The sequence below is a fragment of the Pantoea sp. X-Soil-TKNS-1280 genome (assembly GCF_059730475.1).
Genome location: NZ_AP035962.1, coordinates 3,873,998 through 3,888,017 on the forward strand (window position 1 = coordinate 3,873,998; position 14,020 = coordinate 3,888,017).

A 14,020-nucleotide genomic window follows, 5' to 3' on the forward strand; every position below is an offset into this window, starting at 1 on the left:
ACGCGGGGCGCTGCTACAATCCGCCCCCTTTTGTCTCAACGATACGTAATAAAGCCAGGAGGCTAAGGTGTTTGATCGTTTTAAACTCGGCCTGAATCATATTCTGCCTAAGAAAGGACTGACCGAACTCGCAGGCTGGGGTGCCAGTCGGCGTGGTGGCTGGCTGACCAAAGCGGTCATTGATATTTTTGTCTGGTACTACAAAGTCGATATGGCTGAGGCCAGCAAACCAGATACTGCCAGCTATCGCACCTTTAATGACTTCTTTGTGCGCCCATTAAAAGAAGGGGCACGTCCGATCGATCCCGATGCAACGCTGCTGGCCCTGCCAGCCGATGGTGCCATCAGCCAGTTAGGCCGCATCGAAGGCGATCAGATCTTCCAGGCCAAAGGTCACTACTACACGCTGCAGGCGCTGCTGGCGGGTAATGATGAACTGGCGCAGCAGTTCCAGGACGGCAACTTTGTCACCACTTACCTGGCGCCGCGTGATTATCATCGCGTGCATATGCCCTGTAACGGCGTCCTGCGTGAAATGATCTATGTCCCGGGCGACCTCTACTCGGTCAACCCGTTAACCGCACGCAACATCCCGAATCTGTTTGCCCGTAACGAGCGTGTCATTTGCGTGTTCGATACTGATCACGGTCCGATGGTGCAGATTCTGGTGGGTGCCACCATTGTTGGCAGCATCGAAACCGTGTGGGCCGGGACGATTACGCCACCGCGTGAAGGGGTGATTAAACGCTGGCACTACCCGGCAGCCGACCATGACGGAGCCGTTGTATTGTTGAAAGGACAGGAAATGGGTCGCTTCAAGTTGGGTTCAACGGTCATCAACCTGTTTGCGCCACAGCGCGTCAAACTGGCGGAAAGCCTGGAAGCCGAAAGCAAGACCCGCCTCGGTCAGCCGCTGGCCATCGCCCTGCCACAGCCGGGTGAAACCGCCCCGCTCACCGACTAAGCGGGAATTTCCCAGTGCGTGCCTCTCTTATTTTGCTGCTGAGCCTGTGGTTCAGCAGCACTGCTTTCGCTGCCACTGTCCCGGTGGCCAGCGACCTGAAACAAGAACTGGACGCGGCCAAATCCGCGAAAAGTTCCCCCTCTCAAACCGAACAAATTCAGACACTGGAAACGGCGCTCAATTTTCTTGCTGAACGTGATGACTCCCTGGAACGCACGAAGCAATATCAGCAGGTGATTGATGACTTCCCGCGACTGGCGCGTGAACTGCGCCAGCAACTCGCCAGTCTGACGGATAGCAGCAAAACCGTGCGCAGTAATATGAGCAGCGCCGAGCTGGATCAGGAAATTTTGCAGGTTAGCAGTCAGTTGCTGGAAGAGGGACGCCAGGCTCAGCAGGAACAGGACCGGGCGCGTGAAATCAGCGATTCGCTATCGCAGTTACCACAGCAGCAAACCGAAGCACGTCGCGCGATGACCGAGAGCGACCGCCGTGTACAGGGTGCCGCTGCAGCCACGACGCCGCAGGCCCAGGCGCAGGTTTACGCACGTCAGGCGGAAAACGCCGCCAATAAAGCCCGTGTGGATGAACTGGAGCTGGCGCAGCTCTCCGCCAATAATCGCCAGGAACTGGCGCGGATGCGTGCCGAAATACATCAGCGCCAGGCGACCCAGCTGGATAACTATCTCCAGGCACTGCGTAATCAACTGAATAACCAACGTCAGCGTGAAGCAGAACAGGCGCTGGAACGAACCGAACAACTGGCAGAAAACAGTGGCGATCTGCCCAGCATCATCAGCGATCAATTCCGGGTAAACCGTGAATTGTCAGCCGATCTCAATCAACAGGCACAGCGCATGGATCTGGTCGCTTCGCAGCAGCGACTATCGACCAATCAGACCTTGCAGGTACGCCAGGCGCTAAGTACCCTGCGCGAGCAATCACAATGGCTGGGTGCCTCGAACCTGCTGGGTGAAGCGCTGCGCGCCCAGGTCGCGCGTCTGCCAGATGTGCCGAAATCGCAGCAGATTGATAACGAGATGGGCCAGTTACGTGTCCAGCGGCTGCGTTATGAAGATTTGCTTGAGCGCCAGCAGACGCTGCGTAAAGAGAAGCAGGATGATGGCACGCCCTTTACCAGCGAGCAGAGCCGCATCCTCGAAGCTCAGTTGAAAACTCAGCGCGAGTTGCTCAACTCATTAATTTCCGGTTGCGATACGCTGATTCTGGAAATTACCAAACTTAAAGTCTCCAATACCCAGTTGCAGGATGCGCTGGCTGAAGTGCGCGACGCCACACATCGCTATCTGTTCTGGACGGCTGACGTCAGCACCGTTGACCTGAATTTCCCGGTGGATGTGGCACAGTCGCTGGGACGCCTGCTATCACTCGATACGCTGGGCCAGTTAGGTAAAGCGCTGGCCATGATGTTTACCAGCAAAGAAACCGTGCTGCCGATCATGGGTGCGCTGCTACTGGTTGGGTTTAGCATCAGCACGCGCCGTCATTACCATGCGTTTCTGGCGCGTGCCGCCAGCAAAGTTGGCAAGGTCACACAGGATCAATTCAGCCTGACGCTGCGCACGGTGTTCTGGTCAATTCTGGTGGCCGTACCGATACCGGTGCTCTGGGCTGCACTGGGTTATGGATTACAGGAAGCCTGGCCCTACCCGATCGCGGTAGCAATCGGCGACGGTATTACTGCCACATTGCCGCTCCTGTGGGCATTTATGATCAGTGCCTCGTTTGCCCGCCCAAATGGCCTGTTTGTGGTGCATTTCCGCTGGCCGCACACGCGGGTGGCGCGCGCGATGCGTTATTACTCACTCAGCGTCGGCCTGATTGTGCCGCTGATCATGCTGTTGATTGCCTTCGCTAATCTGGAGGACCGTGAGTTCTCATCAACGCTGGGGCGGTTGTGCTTCATCCTGATTTGCGGCGCATTGAGCATTGTCACCGTCAGCCTGAAACGTGCAGGTATTCCGCTATATCTGGATAAAGAAGGTAACGGCGATAACTTCGTCAATCGCATCCTGTGGAATCTGATGATCGCCATCCCGCTGGTCGCCGCCTTTGCCTCCTGCATCGGCTATCTGGCGACTGCGCAGGCGCTGCTGGCACGTCTGGAAACGTCCGTTGGCATCTGGTTCTTCCTGCTGGTGATTTACCACATTATCCGCCGCTGGATGCTGATTCAGCGTCGCCGTATCGCTTTTGATCGCGCCCGTCAGCGCCGTGCCGATATGCTGGCAAACCGCGCACGTAGCGAAGAGGAGAAGGATCAGCCAGCCGGGAGTAGCGAAGCGCCAGAAGCGGACGAACCGATTATCGATCTCGACGCCATCAGCGCCCAGTCGCTGCGTCTGGTACGCTCCCTTCTGACATTAATTGCGCTGGTGTCGGTGATTGTGTTGTGGTCAGAAATTCACTCGGCGTTCGGTTTTCTGGAAAATATCCGCCTGTGGGATGTCAGTACCACAATTCAGGGGGTGGAGAGTATCCAGCCGATTACCCTCGGCTCGGTCCTGATCGCCATACTGGTGCTGATTATCACTACCCAGCTGGTACGTAACATGCCAGCACTACTGGAACTGGCGCTGCTACAGCACCTGAATCTGACGCCCGGTACTGGCTATGCCATCACCACCCTGACCAAATATGTGCTGATGCTGATCGGTGGCCTGATTGGCTTCTCCATGATTGGTATCGAATGGGCGAAGTTGCAATGGCTGGTCGCCGCACTCGGTGTGGGTCTTGGTTTTGGTTTACAGGAAATCTTTGCTAACTTTATTTCCGGCCTGATCATCCTGTTCGAGAAGCCGATTCGTATTGGCGATACCGTCACCATCCGCGATCTCACCGGCAGTATCACGCGTATTAATACCCGTGCGACCACCATTACCGACTGGGACCGTAAAGAAATCATCGTGCCGAATAAGGCCTTTATTACTGAGCAGTTCGTTAACTGGTCGCTGTCCGACTCCGTCACACGCGTCGTGCTGACCATTCCCGCACCCGCCGGGGTGAACAGTGACGAAGTAACAAACCTGCTTAAACAGGCGGCAGAGCGCTGTACGTATGTGCTGGACATGCCCGCACCGGATGTTTTCCTTGTCGATTTACAGCAGGGGATTCAGCTGTTTGAGCTGCGTGTTTACGCTGCCGAAATGGGGCATCGCATGCCGCTGCGTCATGAGCTGCATCAGTTGATTCTGCATGGTTTCGCCGCGCACGGCATTGAAATGCCCTTCCCGCCTTTCCAGGTGCGTATGGAAACGCCGGGCAAGAAGACGCCAGCCAGCAATGGCGCACCTGCAGCACGGAATTTTAAATCAGGTGGGTTATAAAAGTAGCGGCGCGATAAATCGCGCCGCTACAGGTTACTTCACAAACTCCTCGCCCTGGGCGATATCTTTTTTCAGCGTATCCAGCATGCCGATCAATGCCTGCTGCTCAAAAGCGCTGAGCGGCCCGAGCGGTCGCCGTTCAACGATACCGTTTTTGCCCAGCAGCAGCGGCTGTGAGAAGAATCGGGCGTATTCACCATCCCCTTCCACATAAGCACATTCCACAACATTGGCTTCGCCCTGCATGGCTCGCACCAGCGACAGACCAAAGCGCGCGGCCGCTTGCCCCATCGACAACGTCGCAGAACCGCCACCTGCCTTGGCTTCCACCACTTCGGTACCGGCGTTTTGAATCCGTTTGGTCAAATCCGCGACTTCCTGCTCGCTGAAGCTGACGCCTTTTACCTGCGATAGCAGCGGCAGAATAGTGACGCCCGAATGACCACCCACCACCGGCACGTCAATCTCGCCCGGCTGTTTGCCCTTTAACGCCGCAACAAAAGTATTGCCACGAATAATATCCAGGGTGGTGACGCCAAACAGGCGGTTCTTATCATATACCCCGGCTTTCTTCAGCACTTCCGCCGCAATCGCGACCGTGGTGTTAACCGGGTTAGTGATAACGCCAATCAGGGCTTTTGGTGCAGTGCTCGCCACCTGTTCAATCAGGTTGCGGACAATGCCTGCGTTAACGTTAAAGAGGTCGGCGCGATCCATGCCGGGTTTACGTGCCACTCCGGCGGAGATCAGCACCACATCGGCTCCCTTCAGTGCGGGCGTGGCATCTTCACCACTGAAACCCTCAACTTTCACTGCGGTGGGAATATGGCTGAGATCCACAGCCACACCCGGTGTTACCGGGGCGATGTCATAGAGCGAGAGAGCTGAACCTGCGGGTAATTGGGTCTTGAGCAGCAGTGCAAGCGCCTGGCCAATACCACCAGCGGCACCGAGAACGGCAACTTTCATCCTGGACTCCTTATTAAGGTGGGGCAGAGATATGCCGGGTTTCCATCAGGTTACGAGTGTAATCAACTTCTCAGGCGATAGCGACAAGGCCCGTCGCGCTATAAACACTGACGCCGCAATTCGGCTCCCGAGACATCCACACTTCAGAAGTCGCCTGAATGATCATAGGTCGCAGCCAGAAGACAGGGGTCGGCAATGATCAGTCATTTTGTTGTTACCACTTCAATAATATAACAACATTGCAACCTTCGCTTTTGCGTGCCACCCCGCGATTTTGGCGCAGCGGGAAATCTCTGTTATGATCGCCGCCCCGCAGGTTTTCCCGGCGAAATTCCCACCTGGTTTATTGCATAAAAATTCATTTAAATGCATAATAATTTATCTGCCATGGGCCTGTTGCCCGATGCATCCCTCTTTTTATTGGTAACCTATGCGAAACCCATCTAAACAGGACGACCTGATCAAGGCGTTCAAGGCCCTATTGAAAGAAGAGAAATTCAGCTCTCAGGGCGAAATTGTGCAGGCGCTGCAGGAAGACGGCTTCGAGAATATCAACCAGTCAAAAGTTTCTCGTATGCTGACTAAGTTCGGTGCAGTGCGTACCCGCAACGCGAAAATGGAGATGGTGTATTGTCTGCCAGCCGAATTGGGTGTCCCTACCACCACCAGCCCGCTGAAAAATCTGGTGCTGGATATCGACTATAACGATGCGCTGGTAGTGATTCATACCAGTCCTGGCGCCGCACAGCTGATTGCCCGCCTGCTGGATTCTCTCGGCAAGGCGGAAGGCATCCTCGGCACCATCGCCGGTGATGACACCATCTTTATTACCCCCGCGCGTAGCTTTACCGTGAAGCAACTGCACGACGCTATCCTGGTTTTATTCGAACAAGAGCTATAAAACCCTGCCTGCTACCGGCAGATTACCTGCCGGTAACAATCCTGCTATCTTCCCCTCCAGCCGTCGCGCTTTTGCCAAAACACTCAGGAAACAATGCATTAAGCATATTCCCGTCAGTTCTCACCCCTCTGGATGATTGGTAGGACCTTTTAGCCTGCTTAACCTTTCGCGCTATTTTACACTGCTTTACATACCAGGATTAGCCGTATTGCCCACTTACTGCGTACCAGCCAGCTGGATCAACCGGTATATTTCGCACAGAAAGATAAAATGACATAGACCTTTGTTTTTACATGTAATTAACAGCCATTGGACAGAAACCAGGCGGTTTTTATAACACTCAGTTATTAAAAGTTGTCATAAGGATAAAGAATAACAACCAAACATTATTAGCTGAATATTAATTTCATGGGTGATTAGATCTATACTTGTTTCGTGATGCAAATCACAGTGAATAAAAAGAGAAAAAACAGAAGACGAGGAAATAATCATGAAAGTTAAAACTACTATCGCAACCCTGAGCGTTCTATCTGCCCTGTCATTTGGTGCTTTCGCCGCAGATTCTATCAATGCCGATCAGGCCATGAATCTGCAACCGGCCGGCACCATCAGTGTCAGCGGCACTGCCGGTTCGCCGATGGATATCCATCAGCAGCTGAGTGAAAAAGCAGACCAGCAAGGTGCTAAAGCTTATCGCGTGATTGAAGCGCGTAATGACAACACCTATCACGCTACCGCTGAACTTTATAAATAAGTTTGCTGAAACAAGACAAGTATGAACGGCAACCCATTTGAGACGCAGTTGCGCTCAGGTTGCCAGACAAAATTCAGGAGAGTGAATCATGAAAACTAAATTATCTATCGCAGTTCTGAGCCTGGCCTCCATTCTTTCTTTCGGTGCCAGCGCTGCCAACCTGATCACTAACGAACAGGCAGACAGCATGAATCTGCAACCGCTGAACCAAACCATCAGCGTAAGTGGTCGTGATGGCGACCAGATGAATATCCGTCAGGAGCTGTCAGCTAAAGCGGATGCTCAGGGTGCCAGCCACTACCGCATTATTGAAAACAATCAGAATGACACCTACCACGTCACTGCTGAACTGTACAAATAATTGCTAACTGACTATCCGGCGCCTGCGGGCGCCAGGATAGAGATCGACGACCCGCTCCCCACTTATCACCGCAGGTTGTTGATTGCTAAAGGAGAATACAATGAAAATCAAAACAACCATCGCAACTGCCAGCCTGCTCTCTGTCCTCGCTTTTGGTGCGTCTGCCGCACAGCTGGTCACAGCAGAACAGGCTCAGACTATGCAGCCTGCGGGGACAGTGACTATCAGTGGTACTGCCGGTGCGCCTATGGATTATCGTGCTCAGCTTTCGCAGAAAGCCGATGAACAGGGTGCCAGCGCTTATAAAGTGATTGAAGCCCGCACTGGCGACAATTATCACATTACTGCTGAACTGTATAAGTAATTCCTCGTCAACTGCTTGACGAACCCTTTGGCCCCGCTCGCCGGGGCCCTTTTTGTGGTTACTTCACATTAAAGCGGAGCTGCCCTTCCAGCTCCTCTTCTGCTTCATCAAACAACAGAATCAACGCGCCATAGCGGCGCTTCTGTCCCTTTCCTAAGTGAATAAATTCAATCTCCAGCGGCAACGGCAGTTGATCGCCGGTCACCACTTCCCAGAGATCGTCCAGATCAATAATCGCCAAATCCGCCAGCGCAAAACGGTCGCTGAACTGCCGGAAAAAGTGCGCCTGATCGACGATTTCATCGAAATCAAAACGTTCGATTCTCATCATGACGATCCTCTCTGTGCCACTACTGATTAAAGCGTTGAAATGAATGCGTCACGGCAAAAGAAGGGGGCATCCCTGCTTCTCCCGCCAGTTTGCATTCTGTCAGGAAAGTATAGATGGCATTATCCGGGGGTTTTGTGACAACGGGCCGCGCGATAAACGCGGCGGCTCGTTTTAGATTTGAATCAATGTGTTGCGGTACTTACTCAGCATAGCGGCTAACCGTTTCACTGGCTCGGTCACGCTGCCTGGTGCCGCATATTGCTGGAGTTTTTCCTGGTAGATATCCAGCTCCTGCAATAACCGCTCAAAATAGACGCGCCGTTTATCATCACTGCGCGTCGAAATAACCTGGTCTGCAGTGGCTCGCAGCTGACGGTGGTAAGCCGACAAATCAGCATTGATGGGGACTTCCGCATTGCGTAAGCGCTGATGACCGATAATCAGCGTCAGGGCGATACGGTATTTATTAATATCACCCGGGAACAGGTTGAGCAGCAGGAACAATTGCTGATACAGCGCGGGAAGATGGTTTTCCCGGCGACGTGCCTGGTTAGTGGTCATGGCCGACACGGCCGCATACATAAAGCGGTTGAGCAGCTTACGTCCGGTACGTTCTTTCGATTTGTCGCGAATCAGCAGAATCACCATCATCGCCACAAAACAGCCAATGACCTGACCAAGTGCGTTATCGAGAAACACGTTGAACTCAAACTTCATCGGGTTATCGAGCACCAGCACGTTAATCGTACCGATCAGCGCCCCGAGCGTGCCGATTTGACGGCGCTGCACGAAGATGCCGCCAATAAAGCCCAGCAAACCAATGGCAATACACAGCAGCAACATGCTTTGCTGAGTGGCAGGCATAATGTAGATAAAGTACAGCGCACCCAGTGGTACCGCGACAGTCATACCGTACAAAAAGTCTTTCGCCATCATCAGCGGGTTTGGCATACGCATCGCCAGTGCGGTGATCACCGCCAGCATCACCATACAACCGCTACCGGAAGTCCAGCCGGTATAGAGCCAGAACAGCGAGCCAAGCGCGGTAGCGACAAAAGTGCGCACGCCGTTAATCATCGCATGATGGGTTTCGGCAGAGCGGGCCTGAATCACCACTTCACGTTCAAGGATGCCCTCTTCCAGCGTGGTGATACGGCTGTTACTTTTCACACCATTAATCAGCAGCAGGTATTCAGTCGCAGCCCCAACCCAGCTGGCCAGCGTCAGCGGCGAGGTTTTACTGCTGACACCAATCACCCGACGCATAATCTTCATACGCTTGTGGACATCATCAACGCTGCTGACTTCTTTCTCGATCAACAGGCGATATTGCGGCGGAATATAATCCGCACGTGAATTCTGGATCAGGAAGGTTTCGGCCGCCTGGGTAATCAGCGTTAACGACAGCGTATTCAGCATCTGCAAACGACGGTTGCTGTTCTGCCAGCGCGATGATTCCATCATCAGTTGGCTGCGCATGCTGTTCAATGCGGTGGTACGGCGTACCAGCGCGCTCCAGGCTCTATCGACTTCGTCTTTATCACCGTGCGCAACGCACAGCTGCAGCAATTTGTACTGTGCCACCAGCAACGCATCCACTTCCTGGTCGATGACTTTTTTAATCGACCGCGGTGAGAAAATCATGTCCGCCAGAATGGCGCAGAGAATACCCAGTACGATTTCGCTGCAACGTTCCACCGCGAACTGCGGTGCCAGCGTCAACCCCCCGCTGGCATCGGCGGTGACGACAATAATCAGCGCAGTGTAACCAGCCAGACCGAGGGCATAGGAATTTTCGACTTTGATCAGTGAAGAGAGCCAGACGCAAAGCCCGGCCCACAGGCAGCACAACAGCAGCATCACTACGGGCGCACGCACTGTCGCGATCATAATGGTCAGAGCCGCAATACAACCGATGAAGGTGCCGATAATACGCAGAATGCCGCGGTAACGCAGCGCGCCGGAGTAGGGATCCCCCCCGGCGGCAAAGGCGGTGCCACCCGCCACAATCCCGGCAGTCATCACTGCCCAGCGCGGCGTTTCCAGATTGAAGTGAAAGCCAATCATCAGCGCGGCGACCAGCGCAAACGTCAGCTTCACCGGGAAACGCAGGAACTCAATCATATCGCCCTCTTAACCAAACTCACGCAGGCGATTGAAAAACTGGGTCATTGGTGAGACTTTCGTCTGGCGATCTTTATCACCGGTGATCACCACGGTCGCAGTGGTACCCGCCGGGAAGCGATTACCTGGCTGATCATCAAGATGAATACGTACCGGTACACGCTGTGCCAGACGCACCCATTCCAGATTGGAATCGACCGTAGCCATACCTTTGCTATCGACGCTGCTGCTGCTGTTGGTGACACCCGCCGCAATGCTATCGACGGTGCCGCGCAGCACGGTGTTGCTACCCAGCGGCGTGATTTCGGCACGAAAGCCCGGACGTACGCCATCCAGCTTGGTCTCTTCCATATAAGCCATCACATAGAATGAATGCTGTTGTACCAGCGCGACGGCAACGGAGCCACGCGTGATGAACTCGCCTTCATACACATTGAGGTTGGTGACCCAGCCGTCAGACGGTGCTTTGATGGTGGTGCGATCAAGATCGATCACCGCCAGATCGCGTGTCGCGATGGCTTTCGCCAGTTGATGCTCGGTGGTGGTCAGGTCGTTGTTCGCCTGATCGATAGCCTCACGCGACATCGCACTGGTGCCGAGCTGATTACGGCGTGCAGCTTCGCGACGTTTTTCGTTAGCCACCGCCTGGTAATATTCAACGTCGGCCTGGGCCTGATCCAGCGCCATCTGGTAACGCGGACGATCAACCACGAACAGCGTGTCGCCCTTCTTCACCAGTTGGTTATCATGGACCGGCACATCGGTGATCAAACCGGTGACATCCGGAGAGATCGCCACGACATCGGCGGAGAATTTTGCATCACGCGTCCACGGGGATTCGGTGTAGAACACCCAGGCGCGGAAGATGATCACGATAGCGATGACAACCAGCAGGAGAGTAATCGCGTAGCGCGCGATTTTTCTTATTAGCGCTTTCACTTAAAACCTCAGACGAATAGACGGGATACAAGGTAAAACACACAGCAGTACAACGCTGTGTTAAAAAGTGCCGGATGCCAGACCAGATCATACAATCCACTTGGCGTCAGCACGCGTTTCACCAGCCAGAACAGCGCCAGCGAAACAATCAGTTCAATGAAGATGGGCGGGAAAGACAACCCAAATACGACAAATACCGGAAGCACACTCATTACGGTTCCTTAGTTCGACCTTGCCGGATTGCACCGATACCTGCCCGTACGCCACAAAACACGACGGGTTGATGATAGTGGGATGACGGGTAGACTGATGGCAACATTCAGGCCGTTTGAGCTAATCATAGCGTATCATCTGACAAACACGGACAGATTTGCTGCCATGTTCAGGTGCGGTGAAAAGACCCAGCGTGCGTATAGTAACGCGCTTGACTATACGTTTTCTACATATTGTGAGCTAAATCACTTTTTAGCCAGAGTAAACAATGGAACGACTTAAAGGCATGTCCATCTTCGCCAAAGTGGTTGAATTAGGTTCCTTTACCGCCGCGGCACGTCAGCTTCATCTTAGCGTTTCGTCTATCAGCCAGATAGTCGCGAAACTGGAAGATGAGCTACAGGTCAAACTACTGAATCGCAGCACCCGCAGCATTGGGCTGACCGAAGCGGGCAGAATCTATTATCAGGGCTGCCGCCGCATGCTGGCAGAGGCGATGCAGGTGCACGAGCAGCTGTATGCCTTCAACAACACGCCGATTGGTATTTTACGCATCGGCAGCTCCTCTACAATGGCGCAAAATGTCCTCGCCGATATGACCGGCGACATGCTACGCGAATATCCGGGGTTGAGCGTCAATTTAGTCACCGGCATCCCGGCACCGGATCTCATCGCCAATGGACTGGACCTGGTGATACGCGTGGGTGAGTTGCAGGACTCCAGCCTGTTCTCGCGTCGGCTGGGGGCCATGCCGATGGTGGTGTGCGCGGCGAAAAGTTATCTGGCACAGCAGGGAGTGCCGGAAAAACCGAGCGAAATCGATAATCTTTCGTGGCTGGAATACAGCGTACGACCAGATAACACCTTTGAACTGATTGCACCGGAAGGATTGGTCACACGTCTGACGCCGCAGGGGCGCTTCGTCACCAATGATTCGCTGACGCTGATTCGCTGGCTGAAAGCCGGATGTGGCATCGCTTATGTGCCACTGATGTGGGTAATTAACGAGATTAACACCGGCGAGATCGATATTGTGTTTCCGCAGTATCAGTCGGCACCGCGACCGGTGTACGCGTTATATACCGAAAAGGATAAGCTGCCGCTGAAAGTGCAGGTGTGTATTGATTATCTGACCGAGTATTTCAAACGGGTGGCGCGCCAGTATCAGCAGCACCGTAAAAGTTAAGCATTATTCCGTAGCGGCGCGATTTATCGTGCTCTTTTCAGGCACTGGCATGTTCTGCCAAACCCGCGCGATAAATCGCGCCGCTACAAATCGGTACTAAATCAGGCGGTTCCGCCGACAGTAAGCTTGTCCAGCTTCAGCGTCGGCTGACCCACACCAACCGGTACGCTCTGTCCTTCTTTACCGCAGACGCCAACGCCCTTATCCAGCGCCAGATCGTTACCCACCATCGAAATTTGCTGCATGGCTTCGATACCGGAGCCAATCAGCGTGGCACCTTTCACCGGTTTGGTCACTTTACCGTTCTCAATCAGATAGGCTTCCGAGGTTGAGAACACAAACTTACCGGAGGTGATATCCACCTGGCCGCCGCCAAAGTTCGGGGCGTACAGACCATATTCCACGCTTTCAATGATATCCTGCGGCGTGGATTTGCCCGCCAGCATATAGGTGTTGGTCATACGCGGCATTGGCAGGTGAGCATAGGATTCACGACGGCCATTCCCGGTAGGATTGACGCCCATCAGACGCGCATTGAGTTTGTCCTGCATGTAGCCTTTCAGCACCCCGTTTTCGATCAATACGTTGTACTGACCCGGTACACCTTCATCGTCCACCGCCAGCGAACCACGCAGACCTTCGATGGTGCCATCATCCACTACGGTACACAGCTCAGACGCCACCAATTGCCCCATTTTGCCGCTGAACACCGAGGTCGCGCGACGGTTAAAGTCGCCTTCCAGACCGTGACCGACCGCTTCATGCAGCAACACGCCAGGCCAGCCAGCACCCAGCACCACGGGCAGTGTCCCCGCCGGTGCCGCAACGGCTGACAGATTAACCAGTGCCATACGGACCGCTTCACGCGCCCAGGCATCCGCGCGCACATCACCGCTTTCATCGGCCAGGAAGAATTCATAACCGGTACGGGCACCGCCGCCGCTGGAGCCGCGCTCACGCTTGCCCTGGTCTTCCACCTGTACGCTGATAGACAGACGCACCAGCGGACGTACATCGGCAGCCAGTGTGCCATCGGTGGCCGCCACCAGCACCTGCTCGTAAACCCCGGTCAGACTGGCGTTCACTTCCTGCACGCGTGGGTCAGCGGCGCGCGCCACCTTATCAACACGATGCAGCAAAGCGATTTTGTCTTCACGCGTCAGGCTATCCAGTGGGTTCACCGCGGCGTACAGTGAACGGTTGATCACCGCCGATAAGGTATGGGCTTTGCCATTACCCTGCTCACGCACGATGCTGCGCGCGGCTTCAGCCGACTGACGCAACGCGTTCAGGGTGATTTGGTCTGCATAGGCAAAACCGGTTTTCTCACCGCTTACCGCGCGAACGCCAACGCCCTGGTCGATATGGTAAGAGCCATCTTTGATGATTTTGTCTTCCAGCACCCAGGATTCATGGAAGCTGGACTGAAAATAGAGATCGGCATAATCCAGACGACGTTCTGAAAGCTGCCCTAACAGGGAAAAAAGGTCCTGCTGATTAATGCTGTTCGCAGTTAGCAACTGCTCACTTACCAGATTCAGAGTCATCGTTTCTCACTCAGTATTTG

The 14,020-nt window shown here is 54.1% G+C and carries 13 protein-coding genes; 7 read left to right on the top strand and 6 right to left on the bottom strand.

Features of this window, described 5'->3' with window-relative positions:
* Nucleotides 1–67: 67 nt before the first annotated feature.
* Both asd and mscM read left to right on the top strand, forming a co-directional pair.
* The gene (gene asd, locus AC6I8X_RS17995; protein WP_313683348.1) at nucleotides 68–964 is read left to right on the top strand and encodes an archaetidylserine decarboxylase; all 897 of its coding nucleotides are present in this window, start codon (nucleotides 68–70) and stop codon (nucleotides 962–964) included.
* 14 nt (nucleotides 965–978) lie between these two features.
* Nucleotides 979–4,311 (top strand): miniconductance mechanosensitive channel MscM, encoded by a 3,333-nt coding sequence (gene mscM, locus AC6I8X_RS18000; protein WP_497840245.1) that lies wholly within the window; start codon nucleotides 979–981, stop codon nucleotides 4,309–4,311.
* Nucleotides 4,312–4,344: 33 nt separating this feature from the next.
* Here the strand turns inward: mscM and mdh are convergent, their stop codons facing one another.
* Nucleotides 4,345–5,280, bottom strand: a complete 936-nt coding sequence (mdh, locus tag AC6I8X_RS18005) for a malate dehydrogenase (RefSeq protein WP_299458384.1) — start codon at nucleotides 5,278–5,280, stop codon at nucleotides 4,345–4,347.
* A gap of 430 nt (nucleotides 5,281–5,710) precedes the next feature.
* Here mdh and argR point away from each other — a divergent pair, with 430 nt between their 5' ends.
* The 4 genes from argR to yhcN (AC6I8X_RS18025) all read left to right on the top strand — a co-directional run bounded on the left by argR (nucleotide 5,711) and on the right by yhcN (AC6I8X_RS18025) (nucleotide 7,660).
* On the top strand, nucleotides 5,711–6,181 hold the full coding sequence (gene argR / locus AC6I8X_RS18010; protein ID WP_084877198.1) for a transcriptional regulator ArgR: 471 nt from the start codon (nucleotides 5,711–5,713) through the stop codon (nucleotides 6,179–6,181).
* Nucleotides 6,182–6,671: 490 nt separating this feature from the next.
* Nucleotides 6,672–6,935, top strand: a complete 264-nt coding sequence (gene yhcN, locus AC6I8X_RS18015; RefSeq protein ID WP_084877200.1) for a peroxide/acid stress response protein YhcN — start codon at nucleotides 6,672–6,674, stop codon at nucleotides 6,933–6,935.
* Between the two features lie 88 nt (nucleotides 6,936–7,023).
* On the top strand, nucleotides 7,024–7,296 hold the full coding sequence (locus AC6I8X_RS18020) for a YdgH/BhsA/McbA-like domain containing protein (RefSeq protein WP_299458379.1): 273 nt from the start codon (nucleotides 7,024–7,026) through the stop codon (nucleotides 7,294–7,296).
* Between the two features lie 100 nt (nucleotides 7,297–7,396).
* Entirely contained in the window at nucleotides 7,397–7,660 is a 264-nt protein-coding gene (gene yhcN, locus AC6I8X_RS18025) for a peroxide/acid stress response protein YhcN (RefSeq protein WP_299458378.1), read from the top strand.
* Nucleotides 7,661–7,718: 58 nt separating this feature from the next.
* Here yhcN (AC6I8X_RS18025) and AC6I8X_RS18030 read toward each other — a convergent pair whose 3' ends face one another.
* From AC6I8X_RS18030 to aaeX, 4 genes are all read right to left on the bottom strand, one after another.
* Nucleotides 7,719–7,988 carry a barstar family protein gene (locus tag AC6I8X_RS18030; RefSeq protein ID WP_313683350.1) on the bottom strand — a complete coding sequence of 90 codons (270 nt, stop codon included), beginning with the start codon at nucleotides 7,986–7,988 and terminating at the stop codon, nucleotides 7,719–7,721.
* A gap of 174 nt (nucleotides 7,989–8,162) precedes the next feature.
* The gene (aaeB, locus tag AC6I8X_RS18035; protein ID WP_497840246.1) at nucleotides 8,163–10,115 is read right to left on the bottom strand and encodes a p-hydroxybenzoic acid efflux pump subunit AaeB; all 1,953 of its coding nucleotides are present in this window, start codon (nucleotides 10,113–10,115) and stop codon (nucleotides 8,163–8,165) included.
* A gap of 9 nt (nucleotides 10,116–10,124) precedes the next feature.
* Nucleotides 10,125–11,054 carry a p-hydroxybenzoic acid efflux pump subunit AaeA gene (aaeA, locus tag AC6I8X_RS18040; protein WP_299447247.1) on the bottom strand — a complete coding sequence of 310 codons (930 nt, stop codon included), beginning with the start codon at nucleotides 11,052–11,054 and terminating at the stop codon, nucleotides 10,125–10,127.
* A gap of 8 nt (nucleotides 11,055–11,062) precedes the next feature.
* Nucleotides 11,063–11,266, bottom strand: coding sequence for a p-hydroxybenzoic acid efflux pump operon protein AaeX (aaeX, locus tag AC6I8X_RS18045; protein WP_013510717.1), 204 nt, complete (start codon nucleotides 11,264–11,266; stop codon nucleotides 11,063–11,065).
* A gap of 269 nt (nucleotides 11,267–11,535) precedes the next feature.
* Here aaeX and aaeR point away from each other — a divergent pair, with 269 nt between their 5' ends.
* On the top strand, nucleotides 11,536–12,453 hold the full coding sequence (gene aaeR, locus AC6I8X_RS18050) for an HTH-type transcriptional activator AaeR (protein ID WP_299447253.1): 918 nt from the start codon (nucleotides 11,536–11,538) through the stop codon (nucleotides 12,451–12,453).
* 101 nt (nucleotides 12,454–12,554) lie between these two features.
* On the opposite strand, the gene tldD is transcribed toward aaeR, so the two are convergent.
* On the bottom strand, nucleotides 12,555–14,000 hold the full coding sequence (gene tldD, locus AC6I8X_RS18055; protein WP_084877214.1) for a metalloprotease TldD: 1,446 nt from the start codon (nucleotides 13,998–14,000) through the stop codon (nucleotides 12,555–12,557).
* Nucleotides 14,001–14,020: the final 20 nt, after the last annotated feature.

What these genes read in the sequence shown, in the direction of transcription:
- mdh (WP_299458384.1), bottom strand. Translation starts at nt 5,280, where the DNA reads ATGAAAGTTGCCGTTCTCGGTGCCGCTGGTGGTATTGGCCAGGCGCTT.
- argR (WP_084877198.1), top strand. Translation starts at nt 5,711, where the DNA reads ATGCGAAACCCATCTAAACAGGACGACCTGATCAAGGCGTTCAAGGCC.
- yhcN (WP_084877200.1), top strand. Translation starts at nt 6,672, where the DNA reads ATGAAAGTTAAAACTACTATCGCAACCCTGAGCGTTCTATCTGCCCTG.
- AC6I8X_RS18020 (WP_299458379.1), top strand. Translation starts at nt 7,024, where the DNA reads ATGAAAACTAAATTATCTATCGCAGTTCTGAGCCTGGCCTCCATTCTT.
- yhcN (WP_299458378.1), top strand. Translation starts at nt 7,397, where the DNA reads ATGAAAATCAAAACAACCATCGCAACTGCCAGCCTGCTCTCTGTCCTC.
- AC6I8X_RS18030 (WP_313683350.1), bottom strand. Translation starts at nt 7,988, where the DNA reads ATGAGAATCGAACGTTTTGATTTCGATGAAATCGTCGATCAGGCGCAC.
- aaeB (WP_497840246.1), bottom strand. Translation starts at nt 10,115, where the DNA reads ATGATTGAGTTCCTGCGTTTCCCGGTGAAGCTGACGTTTGCGCTGGTC.
- aaeX (WP_013510717.1), bottom strand. Translation starts at nt 11,266, where the DNA reads ATGAGTGTGCTTCCGGTATTTGTCGTATTTGGGTTGTCTTTCCCGCCC.
- aaeR (WP_299447253.1), top strand. Translation starts at nt 11,536, where the DNA reads ATGGAACGACTTAAAGGCATGTCCATCTTCGCCAAAGTGGTTGAATTA.
- tldD (WP_084877214.1), bottom strand. Translation starts at nt 14,000, where the DNA reads ATGACTCTGAATCTGGTAAGTGAGCAGTTGCTAACTGCGAACAGCATT.